Raw genomic sequence first — 14,725 nt, 5'->3', positions numbered from 1 at the left:
GCCGAAGACTTCGGGCGATGAACGCCCTTCGCAGCACGAGCCCCGCCAGGGAGCGGGTGAGGCTGCAGACCGAGTGAGTTCGCGGTTCCCCAGCACCTGGGTGACGCCGCCAGATTTCGCCAGACGGCCCGCGGAGCCGCCGGCTAGGAGTAAGCCAGAGATGGCCGATGAGCACAACGACCAGACCACTCCCGCCCACGAAGAGCTGGCGCTGACGCCCGAGACCACCGACGAGCCCACCGTCGAGACCATCGACGACGTGCAGATCGAGATCTCCGCCGACATCGCAGAGACCGACGCCGTCGCGGATGCCGCCGCGGACCCGTCCCGCCTCGACACCGCCGAGGTGCTCGCCGTGGTCGAGGTGACGGATGCCGACACCGCCGCCTCCGAGGTGCCCGCGGCTGTGAAGCCCGAGGCCGAGGCGCCCGCCGCCGACGACACGGCGGCCGAGACGCCCGCCGCCGAGGACAGGGCGGCCGAGGCGGCCGGCCCCGAGTCACCCGAGGCCGAGTCACCCGAGGCCGAGTCACGCGTGGCCGAGACGGCCGAGACCGAGGCACAGGCGCCCGCCGCCCCCGAGCCGACCACGCCCGAGCCGCCCACCGCCGTAAGCCTCGGGCTCCTGCCGGCGGAGTTCGTCTCCAGCGTGTCCACGCAGCTGGTGTTCTACGCGCCCGAGATCGTGCCGCTGCCGGCGCGCCCGGGGTCGGCGCGCGAGGACCGCGAAGACCAGCACGACGCGTCCGGTCAGGGCTCGCAGGGCGGTTCGAGCGCCCGGCGGCGCAACCGTCGCCGCGGCGGCGGGTCACCGGCATCCGACGCCGACGACACGACGGGCGGTCAGAGCGCACCGCGCCGCCGCGCCGTCGAGCTCATCACCGAGCCGCAGCGCATCAAGGGCTCCACGCGCCTGGAGGCCAAGAAGCAGCGCCGCCGCGACGGCCGTGAGGCCGGACGCCGGCGCACCGTCGTCACCGAGGCCGAGTTCCTCGCCCGTCGCGAGGCCGTCGACCGCGACATGATCGTCCGCTCCAAGAACGGCCGCATCCAGATCGCGGTGCTCGAGGACAACGTCCTCGTCGAGCACTACGTCGCCCGCAGCCAGGAGTCCTCGCTCATCGGCAACGTCTACCTCGGTCGCGTGCAGAACGTGCTGCCGTCGATGGAGGCGGCGTTCGTCGACATCGGCCGGGGCCGCAACGCCGTGCTGTACTCGGGCGAAGTGGACTGGGATGCCGTCGAGACCGGCAACCAGCCGCGGCGCATCGAGCTCGCCCTCAAGAGCGGCGACCGCGTGCTCGTGCAGGTGACGAAGGACCCCGTCGGCCACAAGGGCGCGCGCCTCACGAGCCAGATCTCGCTCCCCGGCCGCTACCTTGTGTACGTGCCCGGCGGCGCCATGAACGGCATCTCCCGCAAGCTCCCCGACACCGAGCGCGCGCGCCTGAAGCGCATCCTCAAGGAGGTGCTCCCGGAGTCCAGTGGCGTCATCGTGCGCACCGCGGCCGAGGGCGCGACCGAAGACCAGCTGACCCGTGACGTGCAGCGCCTGACGTCGCAGTGGGAGCATATCTCCAGCCAAGTCGAGTCGATCCAGGCCCCCGCGCTGCTGCACTCCGAGCCCGACCTGCTCGTCAAGATCGTCCGCGACGTCTTCAACGAGGACTTCTCGAAGATGCTCATCCAGGGCGAAGAGGCGTACCAGACCATCACGTCGTACCTGACCGGCGTCGCCCCCGACCTGCTCGAGCGCATCGAGAAGTACGAGGACGAGCAGGATCCGTTCGACCGCTTCCGCGTCACCGAGCAGATCGAGAAGGCGCTGGACCGCAAGGTCTGGCTGCCCTCGGGCGGTTCGCTCGTCATCGACCGCACCGAGGCGATGACGGTCGTCGACGTCAACACGGGCAAGTTCGTCGGATCCGGCGGAAACCTCGAGGAGACCGTCACCAAGAACAACCTCGAGGCGGCCGAGGAGATCGTCCGCCAGCTGCGACTGCGCGACATCGGCGGCATCATCGTCGTCGACTTCATCGACATGGTGCTGGAGTCCAACCGCGACCTCGTGCTGCGACGTCTCGTCGAGTGCCTGAGCCGTGACCGGACGAAGCACCAGGTCGCCGAGGTCACCTCGCTCGGCCTCGTCCAGATGACGCGCAAGAAGCTCGGCCTGGGGCTCCTGGAGACCTTCAGCGAGCCGTGCGAGGTGTGCGCCGGTCGCGGCGTCATCGTGCACCACGACCCGGTGGTCAAGCACCGCGGCCCGCAGCAGCAGTCCTCCGGCGGGCGTCGCACCCGGCAGAACGGCCCCTCCGCCCCGGCCGGTGCGGGCGGCGGCACACACGTGATCACCGAGAGCGCGAAGTCCGCGCTCGCGCAGATCGCGGCGTCGACCATCCACTCCCACGAGGAGCCCGCCGCCGACGTCACGCTGCCGCTCGGCGACCTCGCGGTCGCTCCCGCGGCGGAGCCGACCGCGGAGCGCCCCAAGAAGCCCCGCAAGAAGCGCGGTGAGGGGGGCAAGTCCGCCGAGCGCACCGAGAAGGACCTCCTGCTCGATTCCGTGCTCAACGCGCTGCCCGAGCCGAAGGCGCCCGGGCAGGGGAGGGGCCGGCGACGCGTCACGACGGCCGCGCTCAGCGGAACGCCGGTCGCCGCGACGCCGGAGGGCGCGGACTCCTAGAGTCCGCGGCGCTCCCGCGCCGTCACCCGCAGCCCCGACGCGATGAGGCGGGTGACGAGCTCGTGCCCGCTCACGTGCTGGGCGCCGGCGGCGATGAGGCGCGGCACGGCGTCCTCCGGAACGTCGTAGTGATCGAGGTCGAACGCGCGAGACGGGATGCCGCCGGCGCGCGCGAACGCGTGCAGTTCGGCCAGATCGGTGTCGCTGACCAGGTGCGCCCACAACCGGCCGTGTGCCGGCCATCGCGGATCGTCGATCAGGATGGCCATGACGGAAGTCTAGGTCGCGCCGCGACACGCCCTCGCCTGCTTTTGCCCATCACCGCGGCATCCGGTAAAGTGGACCCTTGGTGCGTCGAGTTCCGCCTCCGCATCGAGAGTGAAGCACGGACTTTCGGGGCGTGCTCGTCCCATGAAGACAGCTGGAGCCGTGTGCTCCGCAGAAGAAAAACAGGTGTGAAGTGGTTTACGCAGTTGTGCGCGCCGGCGGCCGGCAGGAGAAGGTGGAGGTCGGCACGATCGTCGTTCTCGACCGTCAGCAGGCGAAGGTCGGCGACAAGCTCGAGCTTCCCGCCGTGCTGTTCGTCGACGGCGACACCGTCACGACCGACGCCGACAAGCTCGCGAAGGTGACCGTCACCGCCGAGGTGCTCGGCGAGGAGCGCGGTCCGAAGATCGTCATCCAGAAGTTCAAGAACAAGACCGGCTACAAGAAGCGCCAGGGCCACCGTCAGGACCTCACGCGCGTCAAGATCACCGGTATCAAGTAAGCCAGGGAGACACAGACATGGCACACAAAAAGGGCGCAAGCTCCACCCGCAACGGTCGTGACTCCAACGCCCAGCGACTGGGCGTGAAGCGTTTCGGCGGCCAGACCGTCAACGCCGGCGAGATCCTCGTCCGCCAGCGCGGCACGCACTTCCACCCGGGCACCGGCGTCGGCCGGGGCGGCGACGACACGCTGTTCGCCCTCGCCGCCGGCGCGGTGGAGTTCGGCACCAAGGGCGGCCGCAAGGTCGTCAACATCGTCGCTGTCGCGGAGTGATCCTTCGACAAGCTCAGGAACCGTAAGGGTTCACAGTGAAGTGAGGGGCGGGCTTCGGCTCGCCCCTTGCTGTTTTCTCGTCAGGAGACCGACATGGTGACCTTCGTCGACCGGGTGACGCTGCATCTGCGCGCCGGCAAGGGCGGCAACGGGTGCGTCTCGGTGCGCCGCGAGAAGTTCAAGCCGCTGGCCGGCCCCGACGGCGGCAACGGCGGTCACGGCGGCGACGTCGTGCTCGTCGCCGACCCGCAGGTGACGACGCTGCTGTCCTACCACCACTCGCCGCATCGCTCCGCCGGCAACGGCGGGTTCGGCATGGGCGACAACCGCTCGGGCGCCGCCGGTGAGAGCCTCGAGCTGCCGGTTCCCGTCGGCACGGTCGTGAAGGATGCCGACGGGGAGCCGCTCGCCGACCTCATCGTCCCCGGAACGCGCTTCGTCGTCGCCCCCGGCGGCCAAGGCGGGCTCGGCAACGCCGCATTGGCCAACCCCAAGCGCAAGGCACCCGGGTTCGCGCTGCTCGGCACGCCCGGCTGGGAGGGCGATGTCCAGCTGGAGCTGAAGACCGTCGCCGACGTCGCGCTCGTCGGCTTCCCCTCCGCGGGCAAGTCGAGCCTCATCGCGGCGATCTCCGCGGCGCGGCCGAAGATCGCGGACTACCCGTTCACGACGCTGCACCCCAACCTCGGGGTGGTGCAGGCGGGGGAGACGCGCTTCACCGTCGCCGATGTGCCGGGTCTCATCGAGGGCGCCAGCGAAGGCAAGGGTCTCGGTCTGGAGTTCCTCCGTCACGTCGAGCGCTGCACCGCGCTCGTGCACGTGCTGGACTGCGCGACGCTCGAGCCGGGTCGCGACCCGCTGAGCGACCTCGAGGTGATCCGCGAAGAGCTCGCGAGCTACCCCGTCCCCGAGGGGCAGGTCCCGCTGCTGGAGCGCCCGCAACTCGTCGCGCTGAACAAGGTGGACGTGCCGGAGGCGAAGGACCTCGCCGACCTCGTGCGCGGCGACCTCGAGGAGCGCGGCTACCGCGTGTTCGAGATCTCCACCGTCAGCCACGAGGGCCTGCGCCCGCTGACGTTCGCCCTCGGCGACATCGTGGCCAGGCACCGCGCCGAGCAGGCCGCGGCGCCGGCCCCGGAGCGGGTCGTCATCCGGCCGCGGGGCGCCGAGCGCGACTTCGAGATCCGCGTCGAAGGCGGCACCTACGGCAACGTCTACCGCATCCTCGGCGACAAGCCGGTGCGCTGGGTGCAGCAGACCGACTTCCAGAACGAGGAGGCCGTCGGCTTCCTCGCCGACCGGCTCGAGAAGCTGGGCGTGGAAGACGAGCTGTACCGCGCCGGTGCCGTGGCCGGCTCCACGGTGGTCATCGGCCCGGGCGACGGAATCGTCTTCGACTGGCACCCCTCGCTCTCGTCGGCGGCGGAGCTGATGACGGCGCCGCGCGGCACCGACCCGCGTCTGGACCTCAACCCCCGGCGCACGACGTCGCAGCGCCGCGAGCGCTATCACGAGCGCATGGACGCCAAGGCCGAGGCGCGTGCCGAGCTCGAGGCGGAGCGCCTGGGCGCCGGCGGCGCCGGCTACGACCGGGAGGACGACGAGGAAGCGTGAGCGTGAGAGAACGGGCGGAGCTAGCGGGAGCACGGCGCGTCGTCGTCAAGGTCGGCTCGTCGTCGATCAGCGGCGAGAACGCCCACAAGATCCAGACGATCGTCGACGGGCTCGCCGCCGCGCACGCGCGCGGCACCGAGGTCGTGCTGGTCTCGTCCGGCGCCATCGCGACCGGCATGCCGTACCTGTCGCTGGATGAGCGACCCGTCGATCTCGCGACGCAGCAGGCGGCCGCGGCCGTGGGACAGAACGTGCTGATCTACCGCTACCAGGACGCGCTGCGCCCGTTCCAGATCGTCGCCGGCCAGGTGCTGCTGACCGCCGGCGACCTCGAGAACGCCACCCACCGTTCCAACGCCCGCCGGGCGATGGAGCGCCTGCTGGGTCTGCGCATCCTCCCCATCGTCAATGAGAACGACACCGTCGCCACCCACGAGATCCGCTTCGGCGACAATGACCGGCTGGCGGCCATGGTCGCCGAGCTCATCGGCGCGGACGCGCTCGTGCTGCTCAGCGACATCGAGGCGCTGTACACCCGCCCGCCGTCCGAGCCCGGTGCCCGGCCGATCGATACGGTCGCGCACGACGACGACCTCAGCGGGTTCGAGTTCGGCGCTACCGTCGTCAACAGCGTCGGCACCGGGGGAGCGGCGACGAAAGCCTCTGCCGCGCGGCTCGCGGCGGTATCCGGCATCGGCGTGCTCGTCACGAGCGCCGACCTCGTCGACGAGGCCCTCTCGGGGGCGTCAATCGGCACTTGGTTCGCGCCGAATCCCGCCGTGACGCCGTCGTCCGCCACCGCTCCCGTCCGCACCGGCGCCTGAGCGCTGCGACCGGGCGAGCGCACCCCGCTCGGTAGACTGAGCGGATGACCACGACGATCGCCACGACCGTGCAGGAGCGCCTGGAACGGGCGCACGACGCCGCACGCGGAGTGGGGCTGCTGCCGGATGCCGCGAAGGCCGACGCGCTGCGCGCGATCGCCGATGCGATCGAGGCCGCGACGCCGCAGATCGTCGCGGCCAACGCCGACGATCTGGCGCGCGGCCAGGAGAACGGCCTGTCGGACGGGCTCCTCGATCGCCTGCGGCTCGACGCCGCACGCGTCGCGGCTCTCGCCGCGGCGGTGCGCGACGTCGCCGCGTTGCCCGACCCCGTCGGGCGCATGATCGAAGAGCGCACGCTCCCGAACGGCGTCGCGCTGCAGAAGGTCTCGGTGCCGTTCGGCGTGGTCGGCTCGATCTACGAAGCCCGCCCCAACGTGACCGTCGACATCGCCGCGCTCGCGCTGCGCTCGGGCAACGCCGTGGTGCTGCGCGGTGGCACGGCGGCGCAGTCCACCAACGCCGCCCTGGTCGCGGTCATGCGCGATGCGCTCGCGGAGTGCGGAGTGGACCCCGAAGCGATCCAGACCGTCGACGACTTCGGTCGCGACGGCGCGCACGCGCTCATGCAGGCGCGCGGCCTCGTCGACGTGCTCGTGCCCCGCGGCAGCGCGGAGCTCATCGAGACGGTCGTCACGCAATCGGCCGTCCCCGTCATCGAAACCGGCGCCGGCGTGGTCCACATCGTGCTCGACTCCTCGGCGCCGCTCGAGTGGGCCGAGCAGATCGTCGTGAACGCGAAGGTGCAGCGCCCGAGCGTCTGCAACGCGGTCGAGACGGTGCTGGTGCTGCGCGACGCCGCCGAGCGCCTCATCCCGCCGGTCACGGCGGCCCTGCAGGATGCCGGGGTCACCATCCACGGCGACGATGCGGTGCGGGCGCTCGTGGCGGACGCCCTCCCGGCGACCGAGGCCGACTGGGCCACCGAGCACATGAGCCTCGATCTGTCCATGCGCGTGGTCGACGACCTCGACGAGGCGCTCGCGCACATCCGCCGGTACTCCACGCACCACACCGAGTCGATCGTGACGGCCGACGACGCCCGCGCCGAGCGATTCCTCGCCGAGGTCGACTCGGCCGTCGTCATGGCCAACGCCTCGACACGGTTCACCGACGGCGGCGAGTTCGGGTTCGGCGCCGAAGTCGGCATCTCGACGCAGAAGCTCCACGCCCGCGGCCCCATGGGCCTGCCGGAGCTGACCAGTACCAAGTGGCTCGCGCGCGGGTCCGGGCAGATCCGCGCCTGACCGCCTAAACTGAGACCACCCGAAAACGAACGGAGCCCGCATGACCTTCGCCACCATCCTCGCCTTCGCAGCGGAGGAGGCCGAGCACCACGGCAACGTGCAGGCGGAGACCTTCATCTTCGGCCTGATCGCGTTCATCGTCTTCATGGCGATCGGGCTCGTCACCATGTCGTACCGCAACGTGGCCAACCGCCACGCGCACAAGGCCGAGGCCTATGCGAAGGCTCACCCCGTCGACCAGGCGCAGGTGGGGCACGGCCACCACTGAGGCCGCGGTATGACAACGGCGCGCGCCCCGCGGATCGGGGTCATGGGCGGTACGTTCGACCCGATCCACCACGGCCACCTCGTCGCCGCGAGTGAAGTCGCGCAGTCGTTCGATCTGGATGAGGTCGTCTTCGTCCCCACAGGCATGCCGTGGCAGAAGGAGAAGGTGACCGCGGGGGAGCATCGCTACCTCATGACAGTGATCGCGACGGCATCCAACCCGCAGTTCACGGTCAGCCGCGTCGACATCGACCGCGACGGGCCGACCTACACGATCGATACGCTGCGCGACCTGAAGACGGCGCGTCCCGACGCGGAACTGTTCTTCATCACCGGAGCCGACGCGATCGCACAGATCCTCGGATGGCGCGACCACGGCGAGCTGTGGGACCTCGCGCACTTCGTCGCGGTGTCGCGGCCCGGTCACATCCTGTCCACGGACGGACTGCCCGAAGAGGTGGTCAGCCGGCTCGAGATCCCGGCGCTGGCGATCTCGTCCACCGACTGCCGCGCCCGCGTGAAGAACGGACACCCGGTGTGGTACCTCGTTCCCGACGGGGTCGTCCAATACATTGCGAAGCACCACCTTTATCGGAGCGAGGCATGAGCACACCCGACCAGCCCGACACTCCGCAGCTGACGCGTCGTCAGCTGCGTGAGTTGCGCAACACCGCATCGACGCCGATCATCACGCCCGAAGACATCGAGCAGAGCCAGACCGCCGAGCCGGCACCAGCCGTTGTCGCGCCGCTGCCGCGCGCGGCGGAACCGATCATCGCCGAGGTCCCGGCCGCCGCCGCGGACGTCGACCTGGGCTCGCCCGCGCTGACCCGACGCGCCAAGCGACAGCAGGAGCGGCTGCGCACGGCATCCGTACCCGTCATCGATGAGGACGAGGCCGATGCCCCGGCGGACGCGGACGGGCCGGCGGAGACGCCCGACGATGCCGCCGAGGCGCAGGACGCCGACGCGCCCGCCACCGACGACGCGCCGGTCATCGAGGAGGCGCCGGTCATCGAGGAGGCGCCGGTCATCGAGGAGACGCCGGTCATCGAGGAGGCACCCGCCGCCGAGGAGGCGCCGGTCATCGAGGAGGCACCCGCCGCCGAGGAGACGATGGACGAGGAGGCGCCCGCCGCCGAGGAGCCGGTCGTCATCGATGAGGTGCCCGCGGCCGACGCCGAATCTGCGGCCGAACCCACCGTCGATGCCGAGCTCGTGTTCGATGCTCCTGCGGAGTCCGCCGTCGACGATGTCGCCGCCGACGAGGCCGATGACGCCGACGCGGATGCTGACGCCGGTCCCGCCTCCGACGAGAGCCCGGCCGACGACGCGCACGCCCTGTTCCGCCCGAAAGACGAGGCGGACGGTGAAGACGACCGCGAGACCGAGCGTCCCGTCGTCGCCCCCACCTTCGGCTCCGGCCTGCTGTCGGGAGAAGGCGTCGAGCTCGAACTCCCGGCATCCTTCGACCAGCTCCTGGGCCGGGGGAGCACGGCGACGGGCGCACTGTCGGCGCCGAATGCGCTGATCCTCTCGCAGACGCCGGAGACGGGCTCGTTCACGTCGCCGATCGCCGCAACGGGGGAGGTGCTGATCACCGGGACGTTCTCGCTGCCTGACTCGTTCGGGGCGACGGGGACCATGCCTGGCGCCGCCGACAACAAGGAGACCGACGCGGTCCTCGTCGACGGCGAGCTGCCGGCATCGTCCTCGCCCACCCCGATCGCGGCGAGCTCGGCGATCAGCACCATCAAGAGCGCCGAGGACATCATCAAACCGCCGGCGCCCGAGAAGGGCAGCCGGCTGATGCTCGCCCTCGTCATCACCGCCGGCGCGCTCGCACTCGCGCTGACCGGCGTCCTGATCGTCGCCCTCGTGACGGGAGCCATCGGATGACCGCCGCAGCGCGCACGCGTGAGCTCGTCCAGATCGCGGCGGCCGCCGCGGAGAGCAAGGGCGCCGAGGATCTGCTGGCGTTCGACGTCTCCGAGCCCCTGCCGCTCGTGGACGTCTTCCTCCTGGCGACCGGGTCGAGCGAGCGCAACGTCGCCGCCATCGCGGATGCCGTGGAGGAGGCGATGCTGGAGCAGGGCGTGAAGCGTCTGCGGCGAGAGGGTCGCCAGGAATCGCGCTGGGTGCTGCTCGACTTCGGCGACCTCGTCGTGCACGTCTTCCACGAGCAGGAGCGGGTATTCTACGGCCTGGAGCGGCTGTGGAAGGACTGCCCGATCGTCCCGATCGAGAGCACCGCACCGGCCGCGACGGAGTAGCGGGTGGTCATGGCCTCTCCGGAGATGTAGTAGCATCGAAGGGTTGCCGCGACAGCGGTGACAACCCAAAGAATGGGCCTGTGGCGCAGCTGGTAGCGCACCTGCATGGCATGCAGGGGGTCAGGGGTTCGAGTCCCCTCAGGTCCACCAAAACTCCCGGTAAAGCGCCGAAACTTCACTCCCTGATCAGGGAGTTTGAATGTTTGGTAGTCAAGTACTGGACACTTCGCCAAGTCGCCGCAGGGCGCTCTCGAGCCTTCTGGAGCTATCTGGAAGGTACGCGGTGACGCCCGCGCACCTTGGCTATATGGATGGCGGTGGCACCTCTGAGTCGGGACGCGGCAACTACGTCTCGCTGGCTGAGCTTGCCGCCGAGTTGAAGGTCTCCGTCCAGACGATCTATGACCTACGGAGCAAGGGCCGTGGGCCGCATGGATTCCGTGTCGGCACCCAGTTGAGGTTCCGCAAGGCCGAGATCGATGCGTGGGTCGAGCGCATGGAACAGGCTGACGAGCAGCGCCATGCCGGCGGTGCCGCATGAACGGCGGACGGCCACGGACCCTGATCGGCTCCTACGGGACCATCAGCATCACCAGGCGCGGCACCTCTTACGTGGCGCTCGCGCGCATTCGTGACGCCGACGGTCGCTTGCGCAGAGTCACCGGTGCTGCTCGCAGCGAATCTGCGGCGCGAGCCCGTTTGAAGGAGCGTCTCCTCGACAGACCCGGTTTCGGAGCCGGCGGCCTGCTCGACCTCAGCAGCTCCTTCGGAGACCTCGCTGACCTGTGGCTCGAGGATTTGGAGTTGCGCGAGCTGTCGGACGGGACGAAGAAGAACTATCGCGACGATCTCAGGCTCCGAGTGAGGCCACAGTTCGAGCACTTCTCGCTCGGGGAGATCACCACGGGCCGCGTGGAGTGGTTCCTCAGATCAGAGAGCGCAGCGTCCTTCTCTCGCGCGCACCACTCGCGAACCGTCCTCAACCAGCTCTTCGCGTTTGCGCTCCGACATGATGCGATCCCGCGGAATCCCGTGCAGGGGACAAGCCCGTTGCGGAGACCGAAGGGCGAGCGGCAGGCGCTGAACATCGATCAGATCGGTGCAATCCGCGACGCCGCCAGTCGCTGGCGGACCGGTCCCGACGTCAAGGGACCCAAGCCCGACGGTCAGGTTCGCGACATCATCGAAGTGCTCCTCGGCACTGCGCTGCGCATCGGCGAGTGCCTGGCGCTTCGCGTATGTGATGTCGACGACGGTCCTGGCGGGATGACGATCTCCGTGACAGGAACGGTCGTGTTGCGCACCGGTAGCGGCGCGGTCCGGCAGGACCATCCCAAGACCGAGCACTCCATCCGCCGCATCGCGGTCCCTGAATTCGCTGCTGCCGTGATTCGCGCACGGCTAGTCGGCATCCCGACCAGCGACCCGCAGCGGACGATCTTCGCAAATCGCGCGGGCAGGCCTCTCAGCCCGTTCAACGTTCGACGGACCTTCCGCGCCTTCCTTGAGTTGGCTGATCTCGCTGGGGAGGGGATCACACTTCGCTGGTATCGGCGAACGGGCGCGACAGTCATCGCACGCGGGGCGAGTGCCGACGCGGCCGCCACCTTCCTAGGACACGGCTCGACCGCGATCACCGAAGGGCATTACATCGAGCCCGACCGCACCGTGGATCGAGGGCCCGCAGGAATTCTCGAGCGGACCCTGCGCCGCGAGAACCCCGATGCTTCGCTTCTTTCGAACGATGATGGCGTGGCCGAGTTCCCCGCGCTGGGTTTCCTCGATCAGGAAGACATCGAAGCGGCGTAGGGCTCCCGGCCTATCGCTCCAGTTTGCCCGTGCCCCAGCTTGCGATCGGTCCGCCGTTGGGGCCGTGGTTGCGAAGGAACTCGGCGTGCAGCCGCTCACACGCGATGCGGAGGGTCGTTGACCAGCCGATGAGCTCGCCGCGGAAGCTGACGCGGTAGCGGAGGTCGGTGGCGCTCACACGACGAAGCTCAATGGTTCCGTAGACGCGGTCGAACGCGTCGAGCAAGCTCCACGTGCCCGTCGGACCTTCCCGCGCTGCAAGAAGCGGGTGCCACCGGCTCTGTTCGGCCACGAGCGTCCTCCCTCCGGCCGAACACGGATGAGCGTAGAACGGCTCCCAGACATCACCTAACGGCTGGTGGGCGCGGCACACGCACCTTTCTGCCATGAGCGATCGTGAGCGCGTTGACGCTGTCCTGGAGCACGTGGCTGTGCTCGCGTTTCTGTACTACCCCGGCATCGAGGTACATGATCCGGGCTACAGCCTCGCCGAGGACATCGAGTGGTGTCTCGTACGGCTCGGTGACGTGTCCGACGCCGAACGCGAACGGATGAGCGGGCTCTTCGCGCGAGCGATTACCGACCCGACGGCGACGCGCGAGGAATTGTTCACGGCGCTCGCGGAGCTCGACGGCGTGCTCACGGCGGCTGGCCATGAGTGACGCGCAATCGCGCGATGACGAGCGTGCGGCGCAGCTCGCCGCACAGCGCAAGGCATGGAACGACGCTCACCCGACGTACTACGCCGAGTACCGCGACCGGAACCGCGAGGAGATCCGCCGAAAGAACCGCGAGTACATGCGCGATCAGGCTCAGCGCGAGCGTGACGAGAAGGAGCGGCGCAAGAAGGGGATCGAGCGCGCGAAGGCGTGGGCGAAGGAGCACCCCGAGGAGCGACAGCAAGCCCGCGAACGGTACAAGCAGAAGCATCCGGAGGCGTACAAGCAGGCTCAGCGCGACTACTACCACCGGAATCGCGAGGCGATCGCCGAACGCCGACGCGCTCGTGAGGCAGCGGACCCGCAGAGGGCGAACGAGGCACGTCGGCGCGCCGTCGACCGGGCCCGGGAGGCCGGCCGCGACGCGACCTGGTCACCGACCCCCGATCAGCGGGCGACGTATCGTGAGCGCGAAAACGAAGCGCGGCGCCAGGCGCGTCATCGAGCGCGGGCCGGGCTTCCAGAACGCCAGTTGCACCGCGTGCATGCACCGGAGCGACGCCACAACGATGCGGCGGCGGATGCCTTCTTCGCCCTCAAGCGCACCGGTGAGGACGTCGCTCGAATCCGAGCTCAGGACGAGCCGACGCCTCCCGAGCTAATCCACGCCCTCCATGAACGTTCGGACAACCGTCGCGTCGTGCGCGAGATCCTCGCCATCGCGGACGAGTACTTCGTCGAGCATGAGGTCGAGTTGCGTGCGCGGGTCGCTGAGGTGTCCCGCGCGCGCTTCCGGGGCGGGATGCTGCCCCTCGACGTGTACACGGAGCCGCGTCGGCACGCGCTCGAGTTCGCCAGCCGCGGCTACCTCCGCGCACATGTCGCATCGCCGACGTCCTCGTTGACGGTCTTCCGCTGGCTCACGGCCGATCGGGTCGGGCGCGGGCCTGATCCTTCGCTCTGATCGGTCCTCATCCGGATCAGGCTCCGCGAGCGTTTCGCGAGCGGTGTTGTCGCCGGCTTGCCGCATACGACTAGCGGGCACTCCTGTCTGGTAAGAACGACGGGTGCCCATATGCGCAGCGAATCCAACTCACGTCTACCCGGCGAATAACGAGAATTGTCCATGGTGCGAAATAGCCGTGAGGCGCACTGGACCGCCCCCTTCGCAGGTCGCGATGCCAGCCGTGACGAGCCCACCCCCCACGTCAGCTTCCAGCGCAGGCACGAGTCGCCAAGCGAACCTTGGGGGTCCGAAACCGATTAGGTCGCGGGCTGGGTACGCGGCGATGCGCCCGAATCCAAACTCGGCGGCTGGGCGCGTCGCTGCTTCGTCGACCACGACGCCTCGTGCCACCAAGGGCCGGCCGGTTATGGGGGCGGCCAGTTCGGGCTCGACTTCCTCGATGCCGGTCAGGCCTTCCTCGCCTGTCGTGGCTCGACCGAGTCCCTATCTGAGCGCTGTCATATTCGTTGGCTATATCGTCGTTGGTCTCGGCGCACTCCTGATCTGTCAGCGTGCTGCAGTCGAGCACAGCATTCCAGGTACCTTCGGGAACGGGCTAGTCACATTCATAGGATGGGTGGGACCGTTGCCGTTTGGGGTCGTGGGAGGGTTCCTCGCCGGGCGCCTGTGGGGGCTGGAGGTTTCGGCCGGTTTCATCGGAGGATTGCTCTGGTTGGGTGCGGCAGGTCTCAGTATCTGGCAAGCATTTTGGTGAGAAGGCCCGCTCCGATCGGACACCGAAGGGGCCGTGGCCGCAGCCGACTCGTGACGCGGTCCGCGACGCCGTAGTCGGTCACGCGAAGGCGCACCCGGCATGGGGCACGGGAAGGTGTGGGCGATGACCCGTCAAGATGGGCACCCCACTCCCGCGGGCGAACTACCAGCGGGAGTGTCGCAGGCGCGCCGTGCGTGCTAGGGCGGCGTCCGCGAAGGAACTGACGGGCCCGAACCCCGCCACCCGCCGCGAGCCGTGGCGCGTGCGCACGAAGGCGCGCACGCCCGGGCAGCAGGGGTCGCGCGGGCGCGGGTTCGGGACGATGAAGTACGGGTGGCTGTTATGCGATGAGGTCCGCAATGGCCTTCTGCTCGTCGGGCATGTCAACGCCTGTCGTCTCGACTACTACCGCGTCCGACCGCATGCAACGATCGCCTGGAACCGGTGTTTAGCCGGGGCTTCGGGTAGCGCGGATGCGGCGACTGGGTAGCGCGGGCGCGGCGACTGGGTAGCGGTCCGCG

16 protein-coding genes and 1 tRNA gene are annotated in these 14,725 nt (G+C 69.5%); 15 read left to right on the top strand and 2 right to left on the bottom strand.

Annotated elements, in window-relative coordinates:
• The first annotated feature begins 160 nt into the window (after positions 1 to 160).
• Entirely contained in the window at positions 161 to 2,686 is a 2,526-nt protein-coding gene (locus ACPYN4_RS04820; RefSeq protein WP_424445762.1) for an Rne/Rng family ribonuclease, read from the top strand.
• Here the strand turns inward: ACPYN4_RS04820 and ACPYN4_RS04815 are convergent.
• Positions 2,683 to 2,955, bottom strand: coding sequence for a DUF4031 domain-containing protein (locus ACPYN4_RS04815; RefSeq protein WP_424445761.1), 273 nt, complete (start codon positions 2,953 to 2,955; stop codon positions 2,683 to 2,685). The genes ACPYN4_RS04820 and ACPYN4_RS04815 overlap by 4 nt on opposite strands.
• 191 nt (positions 2,956 to 3,146) lie before the next feature.
• Here ACPYN4_RS04815 and rplU point away from each other — a divergent pair, with 191 nt between their 5' ends.
• The 12 genes from rplU to ACPYN4_RS04755 all read left to right on the top strand — a co-directional run bounded on the left by rplU (position 3,147) and on the right by ACPYN4_RS04755 (position 11,824).
• A complete protein-coding gene (gene rplU / locus ACPYN4_RS04810; RefSeq protein ID WP_076690724.1) occupies positions 3,147 to 3,455 on the top strand; it encodes a 50S ribosomal protein L21 in 309 nt (102 codons plus the stop codon).
• Positions 3,456 to 3,472: 17 nt separating this feature from the next.
• Positions 3,473 to 3,730 (top strand): 50S ribosomal protein L27, encoded by a 258-nt coding sequence (gene rpmA / locus ACPYN4_RS04805; RefSeq protein WP_239280780.1) that lies wholly within the window; start codon positions 3,473 to 3,475, stop codon positions 3,728 to 3,730.
• Positions 3,731 to 3,823: 93 nt separating this feature from the next.
• Positions 3,824 to 5,344: a GTPase ObgE gene (gene obgE, locus ACPYN4_RS04800; protein ID WP_424445760.1), complete on the top strand. Its 1,521-nt coding sequence runs from the start codon at positions 3,824 to 3,826 to the stop codon at positions 5,342 to 5,344.
• Positions 5,341 to 6,168 (top strand): glutamate 5-kinase, encoded by an 828-nt coding sequence (proB, locus tag ACPYN4_RS04795; RefSeq protein ID WP_424445759.1) that lies wholly within the window; start codon positions 5,341 to 5,343, stop codon positions 6,166 to 6,168. Before obgE ends, proB begins: the two co-directional genes overlap by 4 nt.
• A 44-nt stretch (positions 6,169 to 6,212) precedes the next feature.
• The gene (locus tag ACPYN4_RS04790) at positions 6,213 to 7,475 is read left to right on the top strand and encodes a glutamate-5-semialdehyde dehydrogenase (RefSeq protein WP_424445758.1); all 1,263 of its coding nucleotides are present in this window, start codon (positions 6,213 to 6,215) and stop codon (positions 7,473 to 7,475) included.
• 40 nt (positions 7,476 to 7,515) lie between these two features.
• A complete protein-coding gene (locus tag ACPYN4_RS04785; protein ID WP_076690729.1) occupies positions 7,516 to 7,743 on the top strand; it encodes a hypothetical protein in 228 nt (75 codons plus the stop codon).
• Between the two features lie 9 nt (positions 7,744 to 7,752).
• On the top strand, positions 7,753 to 8,349 hold the full coding sequence (gene nadD / locus ACPYN4_RS04780) for a nicotinate-nucleotide adenylyltransferase (protein ID WP_076690730.1): 597 nt from the start codon (positions 7,753 to 7,755) through the stop codon (positions 8,347 to 8,349).
• A complete protein-coding gene (locus ACPYN4_RS04775) occupies positions 8,346 to 9,641 on the top strand; it encodes a hypothetical protein (protein ID WP_424445757.1) in 1,296 nt (431 codons plus the stop codon). The genes nadD and ACPYN4_RS04775 overlap by 4 nt, the downstream gene beginning before the upstream one ends.
• On the top strand, positions 9,638 to 10,015 hold the full coding sequence (rsfS, locus tag ACPYN4_RS04770) for a ribosome silencing factor (RefSeq protein ID WP_312678524.1): 378 nt from the start codon (positions 9,638 to 9,640) through the stop codon (positions 10,013 to 10,015). The genes ACPYN4_RS04775 and rsfS overlap by 4 nt, the downstream gene beginning before the upstream one ends.
• Positions 10,016 to 10,089: 74 nt before the next feature.
• Positions 10,090 to 10,165 (top strand) — tRNA-Ala (locus ACPYN4_RS04765).
• Positions 10,166 to 10,298: 133 nt separating this feature from the next.
• The gene (locus tag ACPYN4_RS04760; protein WP_424445756.1) at positions 10,299 to 10,556 is read left to right on the top strand and encodes a helix-turn-helix transcriptional regulator; all 258 of its coding nucleotides are present in this window, start codon (positions 10,299 to 10,301) and stop codon (positions 10,554 to 10,556) included.
• The gene (locus tag ACPYN4_RS04755; RefSeq protein WP_424445755.1) at positions 10,553 to 11,824 is read left to right on the top strand and encodes a site-specific integrase; all 1,272 of its coding nucleotides are present in this window, start codon (positions 10,553 to 10,555) and stop codon (positions 11,822 to 11,824) included. Before ACPYN4_RS04760 ends, ACPYN4_RS04755 begins: the two co-directional genes overlap by 4 nt.
• 10 nt (positions 11,825 to 11,834) lie before the next feature.
• Here the strand turns inward: ACPYN4_RS04755 and ACPYN4_RS04750 are convergent, their stop codons facing one another.
• Entirely contained in the window at positions 11,835 to 12,002 is a 168-nt protein-coding gene (locus ACPYN4_RS04750) for a hypothetical protein (protein ID WP_424445754.1), read from the bottom strand.
• Between the two features lie 208 nt (positions 12,003 to 12,210).
• Between ACPYN4_RS04750 and ACPYN4_RS04745 the strand changes: the two genes are divergently transcribed.
• Both ACPYN4_RS04745 and ACPYN4_RS04740 read left to right on the top strand, forming a co-directional pair.
• Positions 12,211 to 12,486 (top strand): hypothetical protein, encoded by a 276-nt coding sequence (locus ACPYN4_RS04745; RefSeq protein ID WP_424445753.1) that lies wholly within the window; start codon positions 12,211 to 12,213, stop codon positions 12,484 to 12,486.
• The gene (locus ACPYN4_RS04740) at positions 12,479 to 13,447 is read left to right on the top strand and encodes a hypothetical protein (protein WP_424445752.1); all 969 of its coding nucleotides are present in this window, start codon (positions 12,479 to 12,481) and stop codon (positions 13,445 to 13,447) included. The genes ACPYN4_RS04745 and ACPYN4_RS04740 overlap by 8 nt, the downstream gene beginning before the upstream one ends.
• The last annotated feature ends 1,278 nt before the right edge of the window (positions 13,448 to 14,725 follow it).

This window comes from Microbacterium sp. CH-015, assembly GCF_049707015.1.
Classification (GTDB): Bacteria; Actinomycetota; Actinomycetes; order Actinomycetales; family Microbacteriaceae; genus Microbacterium; species Microbacterium aurum.
The sequence above is the reverse complement of the archived record's forward strand: the minus strand, read 5'-3'. Positions and strand labels throughout refer to the sequence as shown.